The organism is Curtobacterium sp. MCLR17_032 (genome assembly GCF_003234795.2).
Classification (GTDB): Bacteria; Actinomycetota; Actinomycetes; order Actinomycetales; family Microbacteriaceae; genus Curtobacterium.
Map to the genome: position 1 here is coordinate 1,000,362 of NZ_CP126268.1, position 19,909 is coordinate 1,020,270.

Annotated in this window: 16 protein-coding genes and 1 tRNA gene; 13 read left to right on the plus strand and 4 right to left on the minus strand. The window is 71.8% G+C overall.

Annotated features, from left to right (window positions below):
• Nucleotides 1–72 precede the first annotated feature (72 nt).
• Nucleotides 73–336: a DUF3039 domain-containing protein gene (locus DEI97_RS04735; RefSeq protein WP_110823714.1), complete on the plus strand. Its 264-nt coding sequence runs from the start codon at nt 73–75 to the stop codon at nt 334–336.
• 16 nt (nt 337–352) lie between these two features.
• On the opposite strand, the gene DEI97_RS04740 is transcribed toward DEI97_RS04735, so the two are convergent.
• Nucleotides 353–1,639 (minus strand): nicotinate phosphoribosyltransferase, encoded by a 1,287-nt coding sequence (locus DEI97_RS04740; protein WP_111076267.1) that lies wholly within the window; start codon nt 1,637–1,639, stop codon nt 353–355.
• Nucleotides 1,640–1,779: 140 nt separating this feature from the next.
• Between DEI97_RS04740 and murI the strand changes: the two genes are divergently transcribed.
• From murI to rdgB, 3 genes are all read left to right on the plus strand, one after another.
• The gene (gene murI / locus DEI97_RS04745) at nt 1,780–2,643 is read left to right on the plus strand and encodes a glutamate racemase (protein ID WP_111076266.1); all 864 of its coding nucleotides are present in this window, start codon (nt 1,780–1,782) and stop codon (nt 2,641–2,643) included.
• 101 nt (nt 2,644–2,744) lie between these two features.
• Nucleotides 2,745–3,491: a ribonuclease PH gene (gene rph, locus DEI97_RS04750; protein ID WP_111076265.1), complete on the plus strand. Its 747-nt coding sequence runs from the start codon at nt 2,745–2,747 to the stop codon at nt 3,489–3,491.
• The gene (rdgB, locus tag DEI97_RS04755) at nt 3,488–4,099 is read left to right on the plus strand and encodes an RdgB/HAM1 family non-canonical purine NTP pyrophosphatase (protein ID WP_111076264.1); all 612 of its coding nucleotides are present in this window, start codon (nt 3,488–3,490) and stop codon (nt 4,097–4,099) included. Before rph ends, rdgB begins: the two co-directional genes overlap by 4 nt.
• A gap of 167 nt (nt 4,100–4,266) precedes the next feature.
• Here the strand turns inward: rdgB and DEI97_RS04760 are convergent, their stop codons facing one another.
• The 3 genes from DEI97_RS04760 to DEI97_RS04770 all read right to left on the minus strand — a co-directional run bounded on the left by DEI97_RS04760 (nt 4,267) and on the right by DEI97_RS04770 (nt 6,554).
• Nucleotides 4,267–4,944 (minus strand): DedA family protein, encoded by a 678-nt coding sequence (locus DEI97_RS04760; protein ID WP_111076263.1) that lies wholly within the window; start codon nt 4,942–4,944, stop codon nt 4,267–4,269.
• 133 nt (nt 4,945–5,077) lie between these two features.
• Nucleotides 5,078–5,157: transfer RNA gene (locus DEI97_RS04765), tRNA-Leu, on the minus strand.
• A gap of 83 nt (nt 5,158–5,240) precedes the next feature.
• On the minus strand, nt 5,241–6,554 hold the full coding sequence (locus DEI97_RS04770; protein ID WP_111076262.1) for an MFS transporter: 1,314 nt from the start codon (nt 6,552–6,554) through the stop codon (nt 5,241–5,243).
• A gap of 41 nt (nt 6,555–6,595) precedes the next feature.
• On the opposite strand from DEI97_RS04770, the gene mnmA reads away from it, so the two are divergent.
• The 9 genes from mnmA to DEI97_RS04815 all read left to right on the plus strand — a co-directional run bounded on the left by mnmA (nt 6,596) and on the right by DEI97_RS04815 (nt 19,859).
• Entirely contained in the window at nt 6,596–7,702 is a 1,107-nt protein-coding gene (gene mnmA / locus DEI97_RS04775; protein WP_111076261.1) for a tRNA 2-thiouridine(34) synthase MnmA, read from the plus strand.
• 74 nt (nt 7,703–7,776) lie between these two features.
• Nucleotides 7,777–10,191 (plus strand): NAD-dependent DNA ligase LigA, encoded by a 2,415-nt coding sequence (gene ligA, locus DEI97_RS04780; RefSeq protein WP_111076260.1) that lies wholly within the window; start codon nt 7,777–7,779, stop codon nt 10,189–10,191.
• A 310-nt stretch (nt 10,192–10,501) separates the two neighbouring features.
• On the plus strand, nt 10,502–11,710 hold the full coding sequence (locus tag DEI97_RS04785) for an alpha/beta hydrolase (RefSeq protein WP_146248246.1): 1,209 nt from the start codon (nt 10,502–10,504) through the stop codon (nt 11,708–11,710).
• 201 nt (nt 11,711–11,911) lie between these two features.
• Nucleotides 11,912–14,290, plus strand: a complete 2,379-nt coding sequence (locus DEI97_RS04790; RefSeq protein WP_181439367.1) for a transglycosylase domain-containing protein — start codon at nt 11,912–11,914, stop codon at nt 14,288–14,290.
• Between the two features lie 176 nt (nt 14,291–14,466).
• Nucleotides 14,467–14,766: an Asp-tRNA(Asn)/Glu-tRNA(Gln) amidotransferase subunit GatC gene (gene gatC, locus DEI97_RS04795; RefSeq protein ID WP_111076257.1), complete on the plus strand. Its 300-nt coding sequence runs from the start codon at nt 14,467–14,469 to the stop codon at nt 14,764–14,766.
• 11 nt (nt 14,767–14,777) lie between these two features.
• Nucleotides 14,778–16,325, plus strand: coding sequence for an Asp-tRNA(Asn)/Glu-tRNA(Gln) amidotransferase subunit GatA (gene gatA / locus DEI97_RS04800; protein WP_111076256.1), 1,548 nt, complete (start codon nt 14,778–14,780; stop codon nt 16,323–16,325).
• Nucleotides 16,325–17,827: an Asp-tRNA(Asn)/Glu-tRNA(Gln) amidotransferase subunit GatB gene (gene gatB / locus DEI97_RS04805; protein ID WP_111076255.1), complete on the plus strand. Its 1,503-nt coding sequence runs from the start codon at nt 16,325–16,327 to the stop codon at nt 17,825–17,827. Before gatA ends, gatB begins: the two co-directional genes overlap by 1 nt.
• Nucleotides 17,828–17,958: 131 nt before the next feature.
• The gene (locus tag DEI97_RS04810; protein WP_111076254.1) at nt 17,959–19,170 is read left to right on the plus strand and encodes a type III polyketide synthase; all 1,212 of its coding nucleotides are present in this window, start codon (nt 17,959–17,961) and stop codon (nt 19,168–19,170) included.
• Entirely contained in the window at nt 19,167–19,859 is a 693-nt protein-coding gene (locus tag DEI97_RS04815; RefSeq protein ID WP_258376800.1) for a methyltransferase domain-containing protein, read from the plus strand. Before DEI97_RS04810 ends, DEI97_RS04815 begins: the two co-directional genes overlap by 4 nt.
• Nucleotides 19,860–19,909: the final 50 nt, after the last annotated feature.

Here is a 19,909-nt window from a genome sequence, read left to right on the forward strand (position 1 = left end):
CCCGGGGCCGCGTGCGCCCACAGCGTGACCGATCCGCCGACGGACCGGGTCGTGACGACGTACCCTGGTGACATGAGCACGACGGAACCCGGCGGTGGCGGCCTCGACGTGATGGACCGCGAACTCGAGAAGCTCCTGGAAGAGGAGGCGATCGAGCCCGGCGACCACGAGCGCTTCTCGCACTACGTCAAGAAGGACAAGATCCTCGAGTCCGCCCTGACCGGCAAGGCCGTCAAGGCGCTCTGCGGCAAGAAGTGGATCCCCGGACGCGACCCCGAGAAGTTCCCGGTCTGCCCGGACTGCAAGGCCATCTACGAGAAGATGAAGTCCGAGTGACCCCCGCCGACGCTGCTCACACGAGCAGCGTCGGGATGGCCGGGTCGCCGCGGCCGATGCGCTCGGCGTCCGCCGGCAGCTCCGCCTTCGCCCGCTTGTGGTGCGCCCGGGCGGCTTCGACACCGGCGGGACCGAGGAACGCCGGATCGACCTCCCCGTGGGTGACCACCGGCACGAGCAGGTCCCGCTCATCCGGGCCGACCGACCCCGAGGTCAGCACGACCTCGGCGGTGGCGATGCCGTTCCGGAGGCGCCGACCCGCTTCCTTCCGACCGCCGACGGAGGCCTTCTCGGCGGACTTCTTCGCCACCGGCACCCACTCGCCCGCGGGGGAGTGGTGCGCGACGAGCTTGAAGACCATGCCGGCGGCGGGGTGGCCCGAGCCGGACACGACCGAGGTGCCGACGCCGTAGGAGTCCACCGGGGCGGCACGGAGAGCGGCGATCGTGTACTCGTCGAGGTCGTTCGTCACGGTGATCTTCGTCGCTGTCGCGCCGAGCCGGTCGAGCTGGGCACGGACCGATGCCACGACGGAGGGCAGGTCGCCGCTGTCGATCCGGACCGCGCCGAGCTTCCCCTCGGTCAGGCGGACGGCCGTCTCGACTGCGGCTTCGATGTCGTACGTGTCGACGAGCAGGGTGGTGCCGCTGCCGAGCGCGTCGAGCTGGGACCGGAACGCGGCTTCCTCCGAGTCGTGCAGCAGCGTGAAGGCGTGCGCAGCCGTGCCCATCGTCGGGATGCCCCAGGTCCGGCCCGCCTCGAGGTTGCTCGTGGCGCCGAAGCCCGCGATGTACGCGGCCCGGGCAGCGGCGACGGCGTTCCACTCACCGGTGCGCCGGGATCCCATCTCGGCGAGCGGACGCCGGTCGGCCGCGGACACCATGCGTGCCGCGGCGGAGGCGATCGCCGAGTCGGCGTTGAACACGCTGAGCGCCAGCGTCTCGAGCATCACGGCCTCGGCGAAGGTGCCCTCGATCTGCAGCACGGGGGAGTTCGGGAAGAACACCTCGCCCTCGCGGTAGGCGCGGACGTCCCCGGAGAACCGGTAATCCGCCAGCCAGCGTGCCGTGCCCTCGTCGATGACGCGCCGGTCGCTCAGGAAGCCGATCTCCGCGTCCCCGAACCGGAACTCGGTCAGCTGCGTGAGGAAGCGTCCGAGGCCCGCCGCGACGCCGTAGCGGCGCCCGTCCGGCAGCCGGCGGGCGAACACCTCGAAGACGCAGCGGCGGTCGGCGGTGCCGTCCTTCAGCGCGGCGTCGACCATGGTGAGTTCGTACTGGTCGGTCAGGAGTGCGGTGGTCACGTCTCCGACCCTAACCAGGACCGGGCGCACCGGACCGGATCGTGTCCCGGAACGGTGGACAACGGCGGTGCCGGGGCGATCTGTGGACGGGAGGCCCGTGCCACGTCCCGCGGTCGGCGCGCGTCGGTACGCTGGTCACCGTGACGGATGCACCGATCGGAGTCTTCGACAGCGGCGTCGGCGGACTCACGGTGGCCCGCGCGATCATCGACCAGCTGCCGCGCGAGAGCATCCGCTACGTCGGGGACACCCGGCACTCGCCGTACGGGCCGAAGCCGATCGCCGACGTCCGGCGGTACGCGCTCGAGGTCATGGACGACCTGGTCGACCAGGGCGTCAAGGCCCTCGTGATCGCCTGCAACACCGCGAGCTCGGCCGTCCTCCGCGACGCCCGGGAACGCTACGAGCAGGCGTACGGCATCCCCGTCGTCGAGGTCATCCAGCCCGCTGCCCGCGCCGCCGTCAAGCAGACCCGCACCGGCCGCATCGCGGTCATCGGCACGATCGGCACCATCGCCAGCCGCGCGTACGAGGACGCCTTCGCCGTCGCCGCCGACGTCACCCTGACCACCGCCGCGTGCCCCCGCTTCGTCGAGTTCGTCGAGGCCGGTGACACCTCGTCCGCCCAGCTGCGTGAGGTCGCCGCCGGGTACCTCGCACCGGTGCGGGACGCCGGCGTCGACACCCTCGTCCTCGGCTGCACGCACTACCCGCTGATGTCCGCCGCGATCCAGTACGTGATGGGGCCCGACGTCACGCTGGTGTCGAGCGCCGAGGAGACCGCGAACGACGTCTACCGTCGGCTCGTCGAACACGGCCTCGAGCGCACCGGCACCGAACCGCCGAGCTACGCGTTCGAGGCCACCGGCGCCGACGAGGCCGGCTTCGTCCGCCTCGCCCGCCGGTTCCTCGGGCCCGAGGTCGCCTCCGTCGGGCACCTCGAGACAGGCGCCATCACCCTGCCCCGCGGGCGCGACGTGTCGGCGACCAGCCGCACGACCTGACCCGCCGCACGACCTGACCCGCCGCACGACCTGACCCGGCGCACGACCTGACCCGCCCCGACCACCCGCACCGTGCCTCCAGGCCGGACCGAGAGGAACCCATGAACGCCACCGACGGCACCGTCCGCATCGACGGCCGGACCACCACCGACCACCGACCCGTCACCATCGAACGCGGCTGGAGCACCCAGGCCGAGGGCAGCGCGCTCATCTCGTTCGGCAACACGAAGGTGCTCTGCACCGCGTCGTTCACCAACGGCGTCCCGCGTTGGATGGCCGGCAAGGGGACCGGCTGGGTCACCGCCGAGTACTCGATGCTGCCGCGGTCCACCAACGAGCGGATGCAGCGCGAGTCGATCAAGGGCAAGGTCGGCGGGCGCACGCACGAGATCTCCCGGCTGATCGGGCGGTCGCTGCGTGCCGTCGTCGACATGAAGGGCCTGGGCGAGAACACCCTCGTGCTCGACTGCGACGTGCTGCAGGCCGACGGCGGCACCCGCACCGCCTCGATCACCGGCGCCTACGTGGCGATGGCCGACGCGATCGAGTGGGGCCGCGAGCGCGGGTTCATCGGCAAGAAGGCGACACCGCTCACCGACAGTGTGCAGGCGATCTCGGTCGGGATCGTCGGCGGCGTGCCGATGCTCGACCTGGCCTACGAGGAGGACAGCCGCGCCGACACCGACATGAACATCGTCACCACGGGGTCCGGCAAGTTCATCGAGGTCCAGGGCACGGCGGAGCACGCACCGTTCGACCGCGACGAGCTGGACGCGCTGCTCGACCTCGGACTGGCCGGCAACGCCTCGCTCGCGGCCGTGCAGCGCTCGGCGCTGGGACTCGCATGACCGACACCGCCCGCACGGTCGTCCTGGCGACGCACAACCAGGGCAAGGTCGTCGAGCTGCGGGACATCCTCGGTGACGCCCTGGGCGGGATCGAGCTCGTGGCGTACGACGGGCCCGAGCCGGTCGAGGACGGCGACACCTACGCCGCGAACGCGCTCATCAAGGCGCGGGCCGCGGTCGCCCACACCGGGCTGCCGGCACTGGCGGACGACTCCGGGATCGCGGTCGACGCCCTCGACGGGGCACCCGGCATCCACTCGGCCCGGTACGCCGGCACCCGGGTGGACGCGGACAACATCGCGCTGCTGCTGCAGAACCTGGACGGTGTCGTCGAGCGGACCGCGGCGTTCGTCTGCGCGGCCGCGTTCGTCACGCCCTCCGGGGTCGAGCACGTGTTCGAGGCGGTCTGGAACGGCGAGGTCCGCACCGAGCCGATCGGGGACGGCGGGCACGGCTACGACCCGGTGTTCCAGCCGGACGACGCCGACCGCTCGGCGGCGCAGCTGACCCGCGCGGAGAAGAACGCGCTGAGCCACCGGTCGAAGGCGTTCCGGGGCATCGCGCCGATCGTCCGCGAGTGGTTCGCCGGCGAGGCGCCGCAGGCCTGAGGCCGGCGCGGGCGCGGGCGCGGGCGGCCGCCCTCCCGCGCTGCGGGCCGGCCGCGGTGCCGATCGGCGTCGCACAACAGGAACCGGCTCGAACCACGGCATGCCGTGGTTCGAGCCGGTTTCCGTTGTGCGGGTCCCGCTCGCGCCGGGTCGCCGACAGCGCCGGCCTACGGCTGCTCGGGCTCGCGCTGCTTGGCCTTTCGGGCGTTCCGGAAGTAGGTGATCGCGGCGGGGACCACGGTGACGACGACCGCCGCGAGCAGGATCACGTCGATGTAGTTCCGCACGATGTACGCCACCGCGGGGATGTACCCGAGGAAGTACCCGAGGAACGTGACCCCGACACCCCAGATGACCGCGCCGACAGCGTTGTACAGCGAGTACTTCTTGTAGTTCATCCGGCCCACACCGGCGGCGATCGGGGCGAACGTCCGGACCACGGGGACGAAACGCGCCAGGATCACCGCGAGGGCGCCGTACTTGTGGAAGAACGCGTTCGTCCGGTCGACGTTCGCCTTCGAGAACAGTCCGCTGTCCTTGCGTTCGAAGATCGGCGGCCCGGCCTTCTTGCCGATGTAGTAGCCGAGCTCACCGCCGAGGAACGCCGCGGCGCCTATCATCAGCGCGACGACCCAGATCAGGATCCCGCCGATTTGACCGTCGCGGTCGAAGGCGAACAGGCCGGTGATGACGAGCAGGCTGTCGCCCGGGAAGATGAACCCGATCAGCAGCCCGGTCTCGGCGAAGATGATGGCGCACACGACGAGCACGGCGAAGGCCCCGAAGTGGTCGAGGATGTACTGCGGATCCAGCCAGGGGATCAGGGCGAGTGCGACGGAGTGCATGGTTCTTCCGGTCGGCGGGCGAGGGCGGATGGAGCACCCGCCGGACCGAGGGTACCGTGCGGGCGTGTCGGGGCCGTCCGTCGGAGGGCTGACGTCCGACGCGACCCGGTGCGCCAGCCCGCAGGCCGTCCGGTGCGGAAGGAGGGACTCGAACCCTCACGCCGGAGCACAGGAACCTAAATCCTGCGTGTCTACCAATTCCACCACTCCCGCTGGCCGACCCAGTGTACGCAGCGGGGCGGGTGGCGGAGGTGGGGCGGGCCTCCCGGCTGGTGGGCGACCCCGGAGCGGGCCGGTCAGCGCAACGTGCGCGGGAGGTACCGCGGCACGTACCGGAGCAGGATGCCCGCGCCGACCAGGCCGAGCACGCCCATCACGCCGCTGGCGACCGCGATGGTCGCCAGCGCCGTGACGCCCGAGATGACGAGCGGTGCGGCAGCCGACCCGAGGTCCCCGGTGAACCGCCAGGCGCCGAGGAACGGAGCCGGCCGGTCCGCGGGTGCCAGGTCGGCGCCGAGCGTCATGAGGATGCCGGAGCCGACGCCGTTCGCCAGGGACATGGCCATCGCGACCGCGATGAACCAGCCGACGCGGGCGTCGAGGTGGTCGCTCCAGGCGAGCAGGAAGTAGCAGATGCTCAGGCCGAGCATGCAGGGCAGCGCGCTCGCCAGGCGTCCCCAGCGGTCCATGATCTGCCCGCTCGTGTAGAACAGCGCGAAGTCGACGGCACCGGCGATGCCGATGACCAGGGCGGCGGTGGAGTCGTCGAGCCCGACGCTGACGGCCCAGAGCGGCAGGATCACCTGCCGTCCGGCGCGCATGGCGCCGATCAGCGCGGCGCCGCTGCCCAGGCGGACGAGGACCCGGTGGTGGGCGCGGATGGTCTGGAAGAGGCCCTGCGACTCATCCTTGACGAACTGCTCGCCCTCGAGCGCGGCGGTCGCGGGGTCCGTCGCGTGGTCGGCTGCGGTCGCGGTCGCGGTCGCGGTCGGCCGGGAGGCGCGGGTCGGCCGCTGCAGACCGCGCACGCCCGTCGCGGGGTCGCGGATGACGAGCAGCACGACGGCGGCACCGAGGCAGCAGACGACGTGGACCCAGAACGCGCTCTGTGTCGTGCCGGTGAGGTGGATGACGCCGGCCGCGAGGAACGGACCGACGAAGTACCCGAACCGGAACACCCCGCCGAGGCTCGAGAGCGCGCGGGCCCGGATCCGCAGCGGGATCGCGGTCGTCATGTACGCGTGTCGGGCGAGCGCGAAGACCGCGGTGGACAGGCCGACCAGGAACACGCCGAGGGCCAGGACCAGGGGGTTCGGGGCGACCGTGCAGACGAGCAGTCCGACCACCGAGACGACGGCGGCGCCGATCATCGCGTTGCGCTCGCCGATCCGCGCGACGACGACGCCCGAGGGCACGTCGCCGATGAGCTCCCCGACCAGGATCAGCGAGGCGACGAACCCGGCGATCGCCAGGCTCGCCCCGAGGGAGTCCGCGGCGATCGGGATGATCGGGATGATCGCGCCCTCGCCGATCGCGAAGAGCGCGGCGGGCAGGAACCCGGACAGCAGGACGCCGCGGAGGTCGAAGGCGTCGTTCGTGGTGCTCGTCATCGTCGAGCAACGGTACGCCGTGTCGGAGTTACCCTGGACGCATGCGTGTTCTGGCGGCGATGAGCGGTGGGGTCGACTCGGCGGTGGCCGCGGCCCGGGCGGTGGACGCCGGCCACGACGTCGTCGGGGTGCACCTGGCGCTCAGTCGGATGCCCGGCACCCTGCGAACGGGCAGCCGTGGGTGCTGCACGATCGAGGACTCGATGGACGCGCAGCGCGCCGCCTCGGCCCTGGGGATCCCGTACTACGTGTGGGACTTCTCGGCGCGGTTCAAGGAGGACGTCGTCGACGACTTCGTGGCCGAGTACCAGGCCGGCCGCACCCCGAACCCCTGCATGCGCTGCAACGAGCGGATCAAGTTCGCGGCCCTGCTCGAGAAGGCCCTGGCCCTGGGGTTCGACGCCGTCGCGACCGGGCACTACGCCTCGATCGTGACCGCGCCGGACGGCTCACGTGAACTGCACCGCTCGGCGGCGTGGGCGAAGGACCAGTCCTACGTGCTCGGTGTGCTGACGGCGGAGCAGCTGCAGCACGCGATGTTCCCGCTCGGAGCCACCCCGTCCAAGGACGAGGTCCGTGCCGAAGCCGCCGCGCGCGGGCTCACCGTGGCGCAGAAGCCGGACTCGTACGACATCTGCTTCATCCCCGACGGCGACACCCGCGGCTGGCTCGCCGACCGCGTGGGCAGCGAGACCGGTGACGTCGTCGAGCGTGACGGCACGGTCGTCGGCAGCCACGACGGCGCCCACGGCTACACGGTCGGGCAGCGCCGGGGTCTCGCGCTCGGACGCCCCGCGGCGGACGGCAAGCCCCGCTTCGTGCTCGAGATCCGCCCGAAGGACAACACCGTCGTCGTCGGGCCGAAGGAAGCGCTCGACGTCGCCTCGCTCTCCGGCACCCGGTACACCTGGGCCGGCGCGGCACCGGCGGATCCGTCGACCCCGTTCCGCTGCGACGTGCAGATCCGGGCGCACGCCGACCCGGAGCCCGCGACCGCACACGTCGAGGACGGCGCGCTCGTGGTCGTCCCGGACGAGCCGCTGTCCGGCGTCGCCCCCGGGCAGACCGCCGTCGTGTACGTCGGCACCCGGGTGCTCGGCCAGTGCACCATCGACACGACGGTGTCTGCAGCGCCCGTGCCGGCCTGACGACCCCGTCCCGGCCTGACGACCCTGCCTCGGCCGCTGCGACCGGGGTCGGTGGCGCACGGTAGAACTGACACATGAGCGACACCGACGCGACCTTCGAGACCATCGACCCCGCAGGCCTCGACGCCGCGCAGGCCGCTCGTGAGGTCGACCGGCTGCGCGCCCGACTGAACGAACTGCGGCACGCCTACTACGAAGGCAACGGCTCGCCCGCGTCCGACGCCGAATACGACACGATGATGCACCGGCTGGACGCGATCGAGCAGCGGTTCCCGGAACTCCTGACCGAGGACAGCCCGACGCAGACGGTCGGCGGGCAGGCGCAGACCACGCAGTTCGCCCCGGTCGAGCACGCCGAGCGGATGCTGAGCCTCGACAACGTCTTCAGCCCCGAGGAACTGACCGACTGGGCGCTCAAGGTCCAGCGGGACGCCGGTGCCGAGCGGGTCCGCTTCCTGTCCGAGCTGAAGATCGACGGGCTCGCCATCAACCTGCGGTACGAGCACGGTCGGCTCGTCTCGGCGGCCACCCGTGGTGACGGTGTGGTGGGCGAGGACGTCACCGGCAACGTCCGGACGATGGGCACGATCCCGGACCGGCTCGCCGGCAGCGGGCACCCGCCCCTGGTGGAGGTCCGTGGCGAGATCTTCTTCCCGGTCGCGCAGTTCGACGAGCTGAACGCCCGGCAGCGCGACGCCGGCGAGCGGGTGTTCGCGAACCCGCGGAACGCCGCCGCCGGGTCGCTCCGCCAGAAGGAGGAGGGCAAGTCCGCAGGCAAGCGCGAGCTGATGGTCGACCGCCTCCGACGCCTCCGGATGCTCGTGCACGGCATCGGGGCCTGGCCGGTCGCCGAACTCGAGCGCGACACCGACGTCCGCGCCCAGTCCGAGGTCTACGAGCTGCTCCACGAGTGGGGCCTGCCGACCGGCACGCACCACCGCGTGTTCGACTCGGTGGAGGAGGTCCTGGGCTTCGTCAAGGACTACGGCGAGCGTCGCTCCGCGGTCGAGCACCAGATCGACGGCATCGTCATCAAGGTCGACGACCTCGGGCTGCACGAGGAACTCGGGTCGACCAGCCGGGCCCCGCGCTGGGCGATCGCCTACAAGTACCCGCCGGAAGAGGTCCACACGAAGCTGCTCGACATCGTCGTCAGTGTCGGCCGTACCGGTCGGGCCACCCCCTTCGCCGCGATGGAGCCGGCCGAGGTCGCCGGGTCCGTCGTCCGCCAGGCCACCCTGCACAACCAGCAGGTGGTGAAGGCGAAGGGTGTCCTGATCGGCGACACCGTCGTGCTCCGCAAGGCCGGCGACGTGATCCCCGAGGTCCTCGGCCCGGTGGTCGAGCTCCGCGACGGCACCGAGCGCGAGTTCGTGATGCCGACCGACTGCCCGGAGTGCGGCACCCCGCTCCGCCCGGCGAAGGAGGGCGACATCGACCTCCGCTGCCCGAACGCCGAGAGCTGCCCGGCGCAGGTGCGCGGCCGGGTCGAGCACATCGCCTCCCGCGGTTCGCTCGACATCGAGGGCCTGGGCGAGGTGGCCGCCGCCGCGCTCACCCAGCCGGTGTTCCCGGAGACCCCGCCGCTGGTGACCGAGGCCGGGTTGTTCGACCTGACGCTGGAGGACATCGTCCCGATCGAGGTCGTCGTCCGGGACGCCGAGACCGGCATGGAGAAGACCGAGGACGGCGGCGCCCCGAAGCGCGTGACCCCGTTCAGCCGGGCGCGGAAGAAGACCGACCCGCCGTTCGACCCGGAGGCCCGCGGTGCGGACTACACGGGCGAGCCGAGCCGGTACCCGTCCAAGAACGCGTTCGAGATGCTCGCGAACATCGACGCCGCGAAGACGAAACCGTTGTGGCGCATCCTGGTCGGCCTGAACATCCGCCACGTCGGACCCGTCGCGGCCCGGGCGCTCGCGAACCACTTCGGGTCGCTCGACGCGATCCGGTCGTCCTCGCGCGACGAACTCGCCGCGGTGGACGGGGTCGGCGGGATCATCGCCGACGCGCTGCTCGACTGGTTCGAGGTCGACTGGCACCGCGAGATCATCGACCGCTGGACGGCCGCGGGCGTGCAGCTGACGACGCCCGGACACCCCGGGCCGGGGGCTGCGACCGAAGCGGGCGGTGTGCTCGCGGGGGTCACCGTCGTCGCGACCGGCTCGCTCGAGGGCTTCAGCCGCGAGGGCGCGCAAGAGGCGATCATCGCCGCCGGTGGGAAGGCCGCGTCGAGCGTCAGCAAGAAGACGGACTTCGTCGCCGCGGGCCCGGGTGCCGGCTCGAAGCTGACGAAGGCGGAGCAGCTCGGACTGCGGATCATCGACGCCGAGCAGTTCGCGCTGCTCGTGACCGAGGGGCCGGCCGCGCTCGGCGATCCGGCACCCGCCGAAGCCGAGCCCGCTGCCGCGCCGGACGCCGCCCAGCCCGAGCCCACGCCGGACGCCGCCCGGCCTGAGCCCGCGCCGGACGCCGCCGAGCCGCAGTAGGGTGCGATGCACGGCCGCGCGCGAAGCGGCCCCTGCGACGCACCCCGGTGTGACCCCAGTTCGGGGGTCATGTTGCATCCCGCATGACCCCCGAAGGGCCGGATCTCCCTAAGCTCGACAGAGCATCACCTGTCGTCTGCAGGGGAACGACAGGCTGGCCTTCCCGGGGGAGACCCGTTTGCTGATCATCGCCGCGGCTCTGTTGACCGCCTCGATCCACTCGCTGGGAGTCGTCGAGGCCCCCGCCGTGCCCGCTTCCGTCGTCGCGTCGACCGCCGTCGGGACTCCTGGACCCCGAGCGTCCGACCACGTGTCCGGACCGGCCGTCGAGGCGCTCGCCGTCGCCTCCGGGCAGCGCTGGTTGGACGCCCTCGAGACCGCGGCACCGCTCACCCTGCAGGCCGCCGATGACGACTCGCGTGTGACCGCGACCGCGATGGACGACCCGCCCAGCACCAACCTCGTGGCGAACTGGTGGCGCGGGTTGTCGCCGGCGTCGCAGACGGTCCTGACCGACGACGCCCCCGTCGTGATCGGCAACCTCGACGGCGTGCCGTACGACGTCCGGGACGTCGCGAACCGGGCATCCCTCGCCGCCGGACTGGCCGACCCGGGCACGTCGACCTCGCTCGCGTCGATGCTCGGGCAGGTGCGGCAGTCGCTGGAGCAGACCCCGGACGACCCGCGGAAGTACCTCGTCACGCTCGACACCCGGGGCAGCGGCCGGTGCGCGATCTCGGTCGGCGACCTGGACACCGCCGGCGACGTCTCGGTCGTGGTGCCCGGCATCTTCTTCTCGGTCAACGGCCAGATGGTGGACTTCACCGCGACGGCCGGGGACGTGTTCCGCGAGCAGGCCACCCTCGCGCCGGTGGCCGCCCCCGCGAACGGCCCGGGCATCGCGGTCGTCGCGTGGATGGGGTACCGCACGCCCGGCATCTCGAACTTCATGTCGCTCGAACTCGCCCACCTCGGCGCCGACCGGCTGGTCCGGACCCTCGACGGCATCCGGGCGGTCCGGAACGACCACGAACCGCGGCTCGGGGTCGTGGCGCACTCGTACGGGTCGACCACGGCGATGATCGCGCTGTCGTCCGGACGCACCCGGGTGGACAGCCTGACCATGCTCGGTTCTCCGGGCAGCGCCGTCACCTCCGTCGACGAGCTCGGTGTCCCGCACGGTCAGGTCTACGTCGGTGGCGCGCACTGGGACCCGGTCGCGGGCACCGGCTTCTTCGGCACCGACCCCGGGCGGACCTCGTTCGGCGCGGCGGCGCTCGACCTGGCCGGCGGGAGCGACCCAGCGGACGCCGGGGACGTCTTCCGGCAGCCGTTCGGGCACAACGACTACCTCAAGCCCGGCACGGCGTCCCTGCACGACGTCGCGCTCATCGCGGTGGGTCGGGGCGACCTGGTCAGCGGTCGGCACACGCCCGGCGACACCCCGGGTGACGGGGTAGTCCAGGCGACGCCGGACATGTACCTCGTCCGACCGCAGGACCTCCAGCCGCGCGACTGACCACCGTCACCGGCGGCGGGACGGGAGGCTGCCCAGACGTGACCGGATCGTGACCGGACCGGCGCAGGGCCGGTGATGTGGGCCTCCAGGCCGTGTCGGACCACGTGGCGGAGGCGAGACCGTGAGCATCCTGTGCGGCTGTGCAGTCGCGCGACCGCGCGCAGCAGTGTGAGTACAGCCCGTCTCCTTACCGTGCTCGACATGCGAGTCGTGCGGTGGCCGGGTGCCCTCCTGATGTTCGTCGTCATGTCGGTCCTCGCCGGCCTGCTCGTCGCCGTCGCGGTGACCCCGGCGGTCGCCGTCGCGGGGGAGGGCGCGAGCGGCGCGGCCGAGTTCTTCGAGGACCTGCCGAGCTACCTCGACATCCAGACGCCGCAGCAGGTGTCCACCGTCTACGCGAAGCAGGGCGGACAAGAGGTCCCGATCGCGTCGTTCTACGCCGAGAACCGCACCAACGTGCAGTCCGGACAGATCGCCGACACCCTCAAGCAGGCGGCCATCGACACCGAGGACCCGCGCTTCCACACCGAGGGCGGGATCGACGTGGTCGGGACACTCCGCGCGACGATCGCCGACGCACTCGGCAAGGGCGTCCAGGGCGGCTCGAGCATCACGCAGCAGTACGTCAAGAACGTCCTCGTGCAGCAGTGCGAGCAGCTCAACGGCAAGGACCCGGCGTCCACGAAGAAGAAGGTCGACGCCTGCTACGACAAGGTCGCCGGCCAGTCGAAGGCACGCAAGCTGCAGGAGATCCGGTACGCGATCGCCGTCGACAAGAAGTACAGCAAGGACCAGATCCTCACCGGGTACCTCAACATCGTCGGGCTCGGCGGCCGTGTCTACGGCGCCGAGGCCGGTGCCGAGTACTACTTCGGCGTCCACGCGAAGGACCTGTCGCTCGTGCAGTCGGCGACCCTCGTGGCGATCCTCAACAACCCGTCGGGCCTGCGCATCGACCAGCCGAGCGACAAGGCCAACGGCTCGGCGAACGGGTACGCGCTGACGAAGGTCCGCCGCGACTACGTCCTCCGCCGCATGCACGCCCACCACGCGATCTCCGCGGCCGAGCTGACGAAGGCGATCGCGACACCGATCACGCCGAAGATCACCGCGACCGCCAACGGCTGCTCGACGGCAGCATCGAAGTACGACGCCGGCTACTTCTGCGACATGGTGCGTTCGCAGGTGCTCTCCGACCCGGCCTTCGGCAAGACGGCCTCGGACCGGATCGCCACCCTCGACACGAAGGGCCTGTCGATCCACACCTCGCTCGACCTCGACCTGCAGGACCACGCGCAGAACGCACTGTCGTCCTACGTGCCGACGACGATGGCCGGCGTCGACGCCGGTGGCACGAACGTCACCGTCGAACCCGGCACCGGCCGTGTGGTCTCGATGGTGCAGAACACCACGTACACGCAGTCCGACGCACCCACCCCGGGTGCCACCGCCGTGAACTACAACGCCGACCAGGCCGTCGGCAGCTCGAGCGGCTTCCAGACCGGTTCGACCTACAAGGTCTTCACCCTGGCCGACTGGCTGGCGAACGGGCACACCCTGTCCGAGTCCGTCGGGACGACCGAGAACACGTTCCCGCAGGACGAGTTCACGAACTCGTGCGCACCCCTCGGCGGGCAGCCGTGGAGCGTCGCCAACGCCGAGAAGGTGCCGTCGTCGATGACCGTGCTCGACGCGACCGTGGAGTCCATCAACACCGCCTTCGGCGCGATGGCGAAGCAGCTCGACCTGTGCGGGATCCAGAAGACCGCCGTGGGCATGGGGATCCACCAGGCGGACGGCACCGCACCGGACTCCAACCCCGCGTCCGTCCTCGGGACGAACCCGCTCGCACCGATCGACCTCGCCGAGGCCTACGCCGGGTTCGCGAACGGCGGCATCGCCTGCACCCCCACCACCATCGACTCCGTCACGACGGCCAGCGGCGCGACGATCCGGCCGACCCCGGCGACCTGCAACCGCGGGGTCAGCGCCGAGGTCGCCGGCACCGTCGACTGGGCGCTGCAGGGCGTGCTGAGCGGGAAGGGCACCGCGGCCACCGCCAACCCGGGCGACTCCGTGCCGAAGTTCGCCAAGACCGGCACGACCGACGGCGACCAGCAGAACTGGCTGGTCACGTCGTCGACGAAGTACACGAACGCGACCTGGATCGGCAACGTGCAGGGCCACGTGCGGCTGGCGAACTGGCCGTTCCTACAGGGCACCACCGGGTACAGCGCCAAGTTCCAGGTCGGCAAGCAGCTGATGACGTACCTGGACGGCGCGTACGGCGGCGGCACGTTGCCCGCTCCGGACCAGGCGATGATCGGGACGCCCACCAAGGCGAAGACCGCGACGCCGTCGGGCGGGTCGGACGCGCAGCAGGGGACGCAGCAGCAGACGCCGGGGACGGATGCGTCGGGCGCGCCGGCGCCGGCGACGTCGAACCCGACGACGTCGAACCCGGCGGCGCAGGCACCGGCGGCTGACGGCGCGGTCACCGGGGGCGGGGCTCCGGCCGGTGGTGCCGCTGCGGGCGGGGCTGCCGCTGGTGGGGCTGCTGCTGCACCGCCGGCTGGCTGAGTCGCGTCGCGTCGTGACGGTCTGGAGGCCCGGTGCCGGTCCGACGGGCCGGCACCGGGCCTCCCGACCGTCCTGCACAGCGGAGTGCCCGGCGCCGACCGTCCACAGCCGTCCGACCCCCGCGCGGCCCGCCCAATAGACTGGTGCGCATTCCACGAACCGATCGACGGAGCACCATGCCTGACATCACGAGCGAGCAGGTCGCACACCTGGCGAACCTCGCACGTATCGCACTCACGCCCGACGAGATCGAGAAGATGACCGAGGAGCTGTCACTCATCGTCGACAGCGTCGCCAAGGTCACCGAGGTCGCGACCCCGGACGTCCCCGCGACGAGCCACCCGGTCCCGCTCGAGAACGTGTCCCGCCCCGATGTGGTCGGCGAGACGCTGACCCAGGAGCAGGCGCTCTCCGGCGCCCCCGACTCGGACGGCGAACGCTTCCGGGTGACCGCGATCCTCGGCGAAGAACAGTAGGCGGAAGAACAGTGACCCACGACATCACCACGCTGAGCGCTGCCGCGCTCGCCGACGCCCTGGTGGCCCGCGACGTCTCGAGCGTCGAGGCCACGCAGGCCCACCTCGACCGGATCGCCGCCGTCGACGGGGACGTGCACGCGTTCCTGCACGTCAACCAGAACGCGATCGCCGCCGCGAAGGCCATCGACTCCCGCCGTGCGGCCGGGGACGTCCTCGGCCCCCTCGCCGGTGTGCCGATCGCCGTCAAGGACGTCCTGTGCACACAGGACATGCCAACCACCTCGGGCTCGAAGATCCTCGAAGGCTGGGTGCCGCCGTACGACGCCACCCCGGTCGCCAAGCTCCGCCGTGCCGGCCTGGTGCCGCTCGGCAAGACCAACATGGACGAGTTCGCGATGGGCTCGTCGACCGAGTTCTCGGCGTACGGTCCGACGCACAACCCGTGGGACCTCGACCGGATCCCCGGCGGGTCCGGCGGTGGCTCGGCCGCCGCGGTCGCCGCGTTCGAAGCCCCGCTCGCGCTCGGCTCGGACACCGGTGGGTCGATCCGGCAGCCGGGTGCCGTCACCGGCACCGTCGGCGTGAAGCCGACCTACGGTGGCGTCAGCCGCTACGGGGCGATCGCGCTGGCGTCGAGCCTCGACCAGATCGGACCGGTGTCCCGGACCGTCCTCGACGCCGCGCTGCTGCACGACGTCATCGGCGGGCACGACCCGAAGGACTCCACCTCGCTGCGACAGGAGTGGCCCTCGTTCGCCGCTGCCGCGCGTGACGGTCTGCAGGCCGACTCCCTCAAGGGCGTCCGGATCGGCGTCGTCAAGGAGCTCGCCGGGGGCGACGGCTTCCAGGCCGGCGTCACCCAGCGTTTCCAGGAGACGGTCGCGCTGCTCGAGTCCGCCGGAGCGGTCGTCGTCGAGATCGACGCCCCGTCGTTCGCCTACGCGATCAGCGCCTACTACCTGATCCTGCCGGCGGAAGCGTCGTCGAACCTCGCGAAGTTCGACTCGGTCCGATTCGGCCTGCGTGTCACGCCGGAGAACGGTGCCACGGTCGAGGACGTCATGGCGGCCACACGTGAAGCCGGCTTCGGACCCGAGGTCAAGCGGCGCATCATCCTCGGCACCTACGCCCTGAGCGCCGGGTACTACGACGCCTACTACGGCAGCGCGCAGAAGGTCCGCACCCTCGTCCAGCGCGACTTCACCGCCGCGTTCGAGCAGGTCGACCTGCTCATCAGCCCGTCGGCGCCGACCACCGCGTTCAAGATCGGTGAGCGCATCGACGACCCGCTCGCGATGTACCTCAACGACCTCACCACGATCCCCGCGAACCTGGCGGGCGTGCCCGGCATGAGCATCCCGAACGGCCTGGCGCCCGAGGACTCCCTGCCGACCGGCGTGCAGCTGATGGCCCCGCAGCGCGAGGATGCCCGGCTCTACCGGGTCGGCGCCGCGCTCGAGCGTCTGCTCGAGCAGCAGTGGGGTGCCCCGCTGATCTCACGGATCCCGAACCTGGACGCCGCACAGCAGTCCGCCGCAGAGGAAGGTGTCATCTGATGGCCAAGGACGCACTCATGGACTTCGAAGAGGCGATCGAGCGGTTCGAGCCGGTGCTCGGCTTCGAGGTGCACGTCGAACTCGCGACGGCCACGAAGATGTTCTCGGACGCGCCGAACTTCTTCGGCGGCGAGCCCAACACGAACGTGACGCCGGTCGACCTCGGGCTGCCCGGGTCCCTGCCGGTCGTCAACGAGCAGGCCGTGCGCTACTCGATCCAGCTCGGGCTCGCGCTCGGCTGCTCGATCGCCGAGAGCTCGCGGTTCGCGCGGAAGAACTACTTCTACCCGGACAACCCGAAGAACTACCAGATCTCGCAGTTCGACGAGCCGATCGCCTTCGAGGGCGAGGTCGAGGTCGAGCTCGCCGACGGCACGATCTTCCAGGTTCCGATCGAGCGCGCCCACATGGAAGAGGACGCGGGCAAGCTGACGCACGTCGGCGGTGCCACCGGCCGCATCCAGGGCGCCGAGTACTCGCTCGTCGACTACAACCGTGCCGGTGTCCCGCTGGTCGAGATCGTCACGAAGCCGATCGTCGGCGCCAAGGAGCGCGCACCCGAGCTCGGGGCCGCGTACGTGCAGGTCATCCGTGACCTCGTCCGCGCGCTCGGCGTCTCCGAGGCCCGCATGGAGCGTGGCAACCTGCGCTGCGACGCGAACATCTCGCTGCGCCCGTGGGGCCAGGAGAAGCTCGGCACCCGCACCGAGACCAAGAACGTCAACTCGTTCCGCGCCGTCGAGCGTGCCATCCGCTACGAGATCCAGCGCCAGGCCGCGATCCTCGCCGACGGCGGGACGATCACGCAGGAGACCCGGCACTGGCACGAAGACACCGGCCGCACCTCGGCCGGCCGTCTCAAGTCGGACGCCGACGACTACCGGTACTTCCCGGAGCCGGACCTGCTGCCCGTCGTCCCCGACCCGGCGCTCATCGAAGAGCTCCGCGCGAGCCTGCCCGAGGCACCGGTGGCCCGCCGCCGTCGCCTCAAGGGCGAGTGGGGCTTCGCCGACCTCGAGTTCCAGGACGTCGTCAACGGCGGCCTCCTCGACGAGGTCCAGGCGACGATCGACGCCGGTGCCGGCCCGCAGGCCGCCCGCAAGTGGTGGACCGGCGAGATCAGCCGTGTCGCGAACGCGCAGGACGCCGCGCCGGGTGACCTCGTCTCGCCGCAGCACGTGGCCGAGGTCATCGCGCTCGTCGAGTCCGGCGACCTGACCGACCGACTCGCACGCCAGGTCCTCGAAGGCGTCATCGCCGGTGAGGGCTCGCCGGCGCAGGTCGTCGAGTCCCGTGGGCTCAAGGTCGTCTCGGACGACTCGGCCCTGACCGCGGCCGTCGACGAAGCCCTCGCCGGGCAGCCGGACGTGCTGCAGAAGATCCGCGACGGCAAGGTCCAGGCGGCTGGCGCGATCATCGGCTCGGTCATGAAGGCGATGAAGGGCCAGGCCGACGCAGCCCGTGTGCGCGAGCTCGTGCTGGAGCGCGCGCAGCAGCAGTAGGACCCAGCACCAGCCGGCATCAGCCGGTACGACGAGCGCTGGACGTGCATGACGGGAGGCCCGTGGCGAGATCGCCACGGGCCTCCCGTCCATCCTGGGGACACGTCAGCGATCCGGTGACAGGATGGAGCGTGTCAGCAACGATCCGAGCCATCGGTACCGCCGTCCCGCGGACCACCCTCGGGCAGGCGTCGGTCCGTGACCTGTTCGCCGCCCAGCCCGGCCTCGGGAGGCTCGCCTCGCGGCTCGTCCCCGCTGCCTTCAACGCCTCCGAGGTCGAACACCGCCACAGTGTCCTGCCGGAGCTGGACTCCGCTGCCGGGCCTGGCGACTTCCGCGACGCCGACGGTGTCCTCACCTCGCCGAGCACCGGCACCCGGAACGACCGGTTCCGCGAGCTCGCCCCGCCGCTGTTCGTCGGTGCCGCGCGGGACGCCCTCGAGCGTGCCGACGTCACCCCGGCGACCGTCACCCACGTCGTGACCGTGTCCTGCACCGGCTTCACCCAGCCGGGCCCGGACCTGGCGATCGTCGAGGAGCTCGGCCTGCCGCGGAACGTCTTCCGCCAGCACGTCGGCTTCATGGGGTGCTTCGCCGCGTTCCCGGCGCTCCGGATCGCCGACGCGTTCGTCGGCGCCGACCCGAGCGCGGTCGTCCTGGTCGTCTGCGCCGAACTCTGCACGCTGCACGTGCGGAACTCCGAGGACCCGGACCAGATCGTCGCGAACAGCGTCTTCGGCGACGGTGCCGCAGCGGCGGTCGTGACGGCGGACGGCCCCGGCCTCCGCCTCGATGCCTTCACCACCATGGTCCTGCCCGAGGGCGCGAGCGAGATGGCGTGGAACATCGGTGACGAGGGCTTCGAGATGGTGCTGAGCACGCAGGTGCCGAAGCTCATCGGCGTGCACGCGGCCGAGGCCGTCGCCCCGCTCCTCGACCCGCGCGGCTGGACGCCGGACGACGTGCCGGTGTGGGCCGTGCACCCCGGCGGCCGGGCGATCCTCGACCGGACCCAGGATGCCCTGCACCTGCCGGACAGTGCGTTGACGGCGAGCCGCGCGGTCCTCCGTGACCACGGCAACATGTCGAGTGCGACGGTGCTGTTCGTCCTCCGGGAGGCCCTCGAGGCACGTCCCGCAGACGGCACGCCCGTCGTCGCACTGGCCTTCGGGCCGGGGTTGACGGTCGAGGCTGCGTCCCTGACGGTGGTCGGCAGCCCGGTCGCCGCCGCTGCCGCGAGTGGTGCGCCCGCCGCGGTCGAGACGGCTGCGGCCGCTGCCACCACGTCCGCCCCCACCACGTCCGCCCCCACCACGGCCGCTCCCGTCGGGGTCGGGGCGTGACCGGGCCGATCGACCTGTCCTCCCGCGCCGTCGACCTGCGCGAGCTGATGGACGACCCGGACTGCGACCCCGCGACGCTCGACCGGACGCTCCGTCGCTTCGCGCTGGTGAACGCGGCGGTGTCCGGCTGGCGGTCGGTGTGGCGCACCCACGTCGTGCCGGCACTGCCGCCGACCGGTCGGGCCCGTGTGCTCGACCTCGGCTGCGGCGGCGGTGACCTCGCCCGGTCGTTGGTGCGGTGGGCACGGAGCGACGGGTTCGACCTCGAGGTCGTCGGCGTCGACCCGGACCCGCGCGCGATCGCTGCGGCCGAGCGGCAGACGACGGCCGGCGTGACCTTCCGGGCGCAGTCGAGTGGCGACCTGGTCGCGGCGGGGGAGCGGTTCGACGTCGTCGTGTCGAACCACGTGCTGCACCACCTCGACGACGCCGAGCGTGGAGCGTTCCTCCGGGACTCGGCGGAGCTGGCTGTCGGGCGCAGTGTGCACTCCGACATCCGACGCTCGGTGTCCGCCTACCGGTTGTACGCGATCGGGGCGTCGTTCGTGTCGGCCGGCACCTTCATCCGCGAGGACGGCCTCCGCTCCATCCGCCGGAGCTTCACGGTCCCCGAGCTGGCCGCGGCCCTGCCGTCGGGCTGGCGTGCCGAGCCCGCGTCCCCGCACCGCGTCCTCGCCGTCCGCGGCTGACCCTCCGCGGCTGACCCGGCGTGCGGCCTTCCGCGAAACGCAACGTGGGC

Bases quoted from the DNA above. Each gene is read 5' to 3' on its own strand.
- gatB (WP_111076255.1), top strand. From the start codon at position 16,325: ATGGCCAAGGACGCACTCATGGACTTCGAAGAGGCGATCGAGCGGTTC.
- DEI97_RS04770 (WP_111076262.1), bottom strand. From the start codon at position 6,554: ATGACGAGCACCACGAACGACGCCTTCGACCTCCGCGGCGTCCTGCTG.
- rph (WP_111076265.1), top strand. From the start codon at position 2,745: ATGAACGCCACCGACGGCACCGTCCGCATCGACGGCCGGACCACCACC.
- gatC (WP_111076257.1), top strand. From the start codon at position 14,467: ATGCCTGACATCACGAGCGAGCAGGTCGCACACCTGGCGAACCTCGCA.
- DEI97_RS04760 (WP_111076263.1), bottom strand. From the start codon at position 4,944: ATGCACTCCGTCGCACTCGCCCTGATCCCCTGGCTGGATCCGCAGTAC.
- rdgB (WP_111076264.1), top strand. From the start codon at position 3,488: ATGACCGACACCGCCCGCACGGTCGTCCTGGCGACGCACAACCAGGGC.
- DEI97_RS04790 (WP_181439367.1), top strand. From the start codon at position 11,912: ATGCGAGTCGTGCGGTGGCCGGGTGCCCTCCTGATGTTCGTCGTCATG.
- mnmA (WP_111076261.1), top strand. From the start codon at position 6,596: ATGCGTGTTCTGGCGGCGATGAGCGGTGGGGTCGACTCGGCGGTGGCC.
- ligA (WP_111076260.1), top strand. From the start codon at position 7,777: ATGAGCGACACCGACGCGACCTTCGAGACCATCGACCCCGCAGGCCTC.
- DEI97_RS04735 (WP_110823714.1), top strand. From the start codon at position 73: ATGAGCACGACGGAACCCGGCGGTGGCGGCCTCGACGTGATGGACCGC.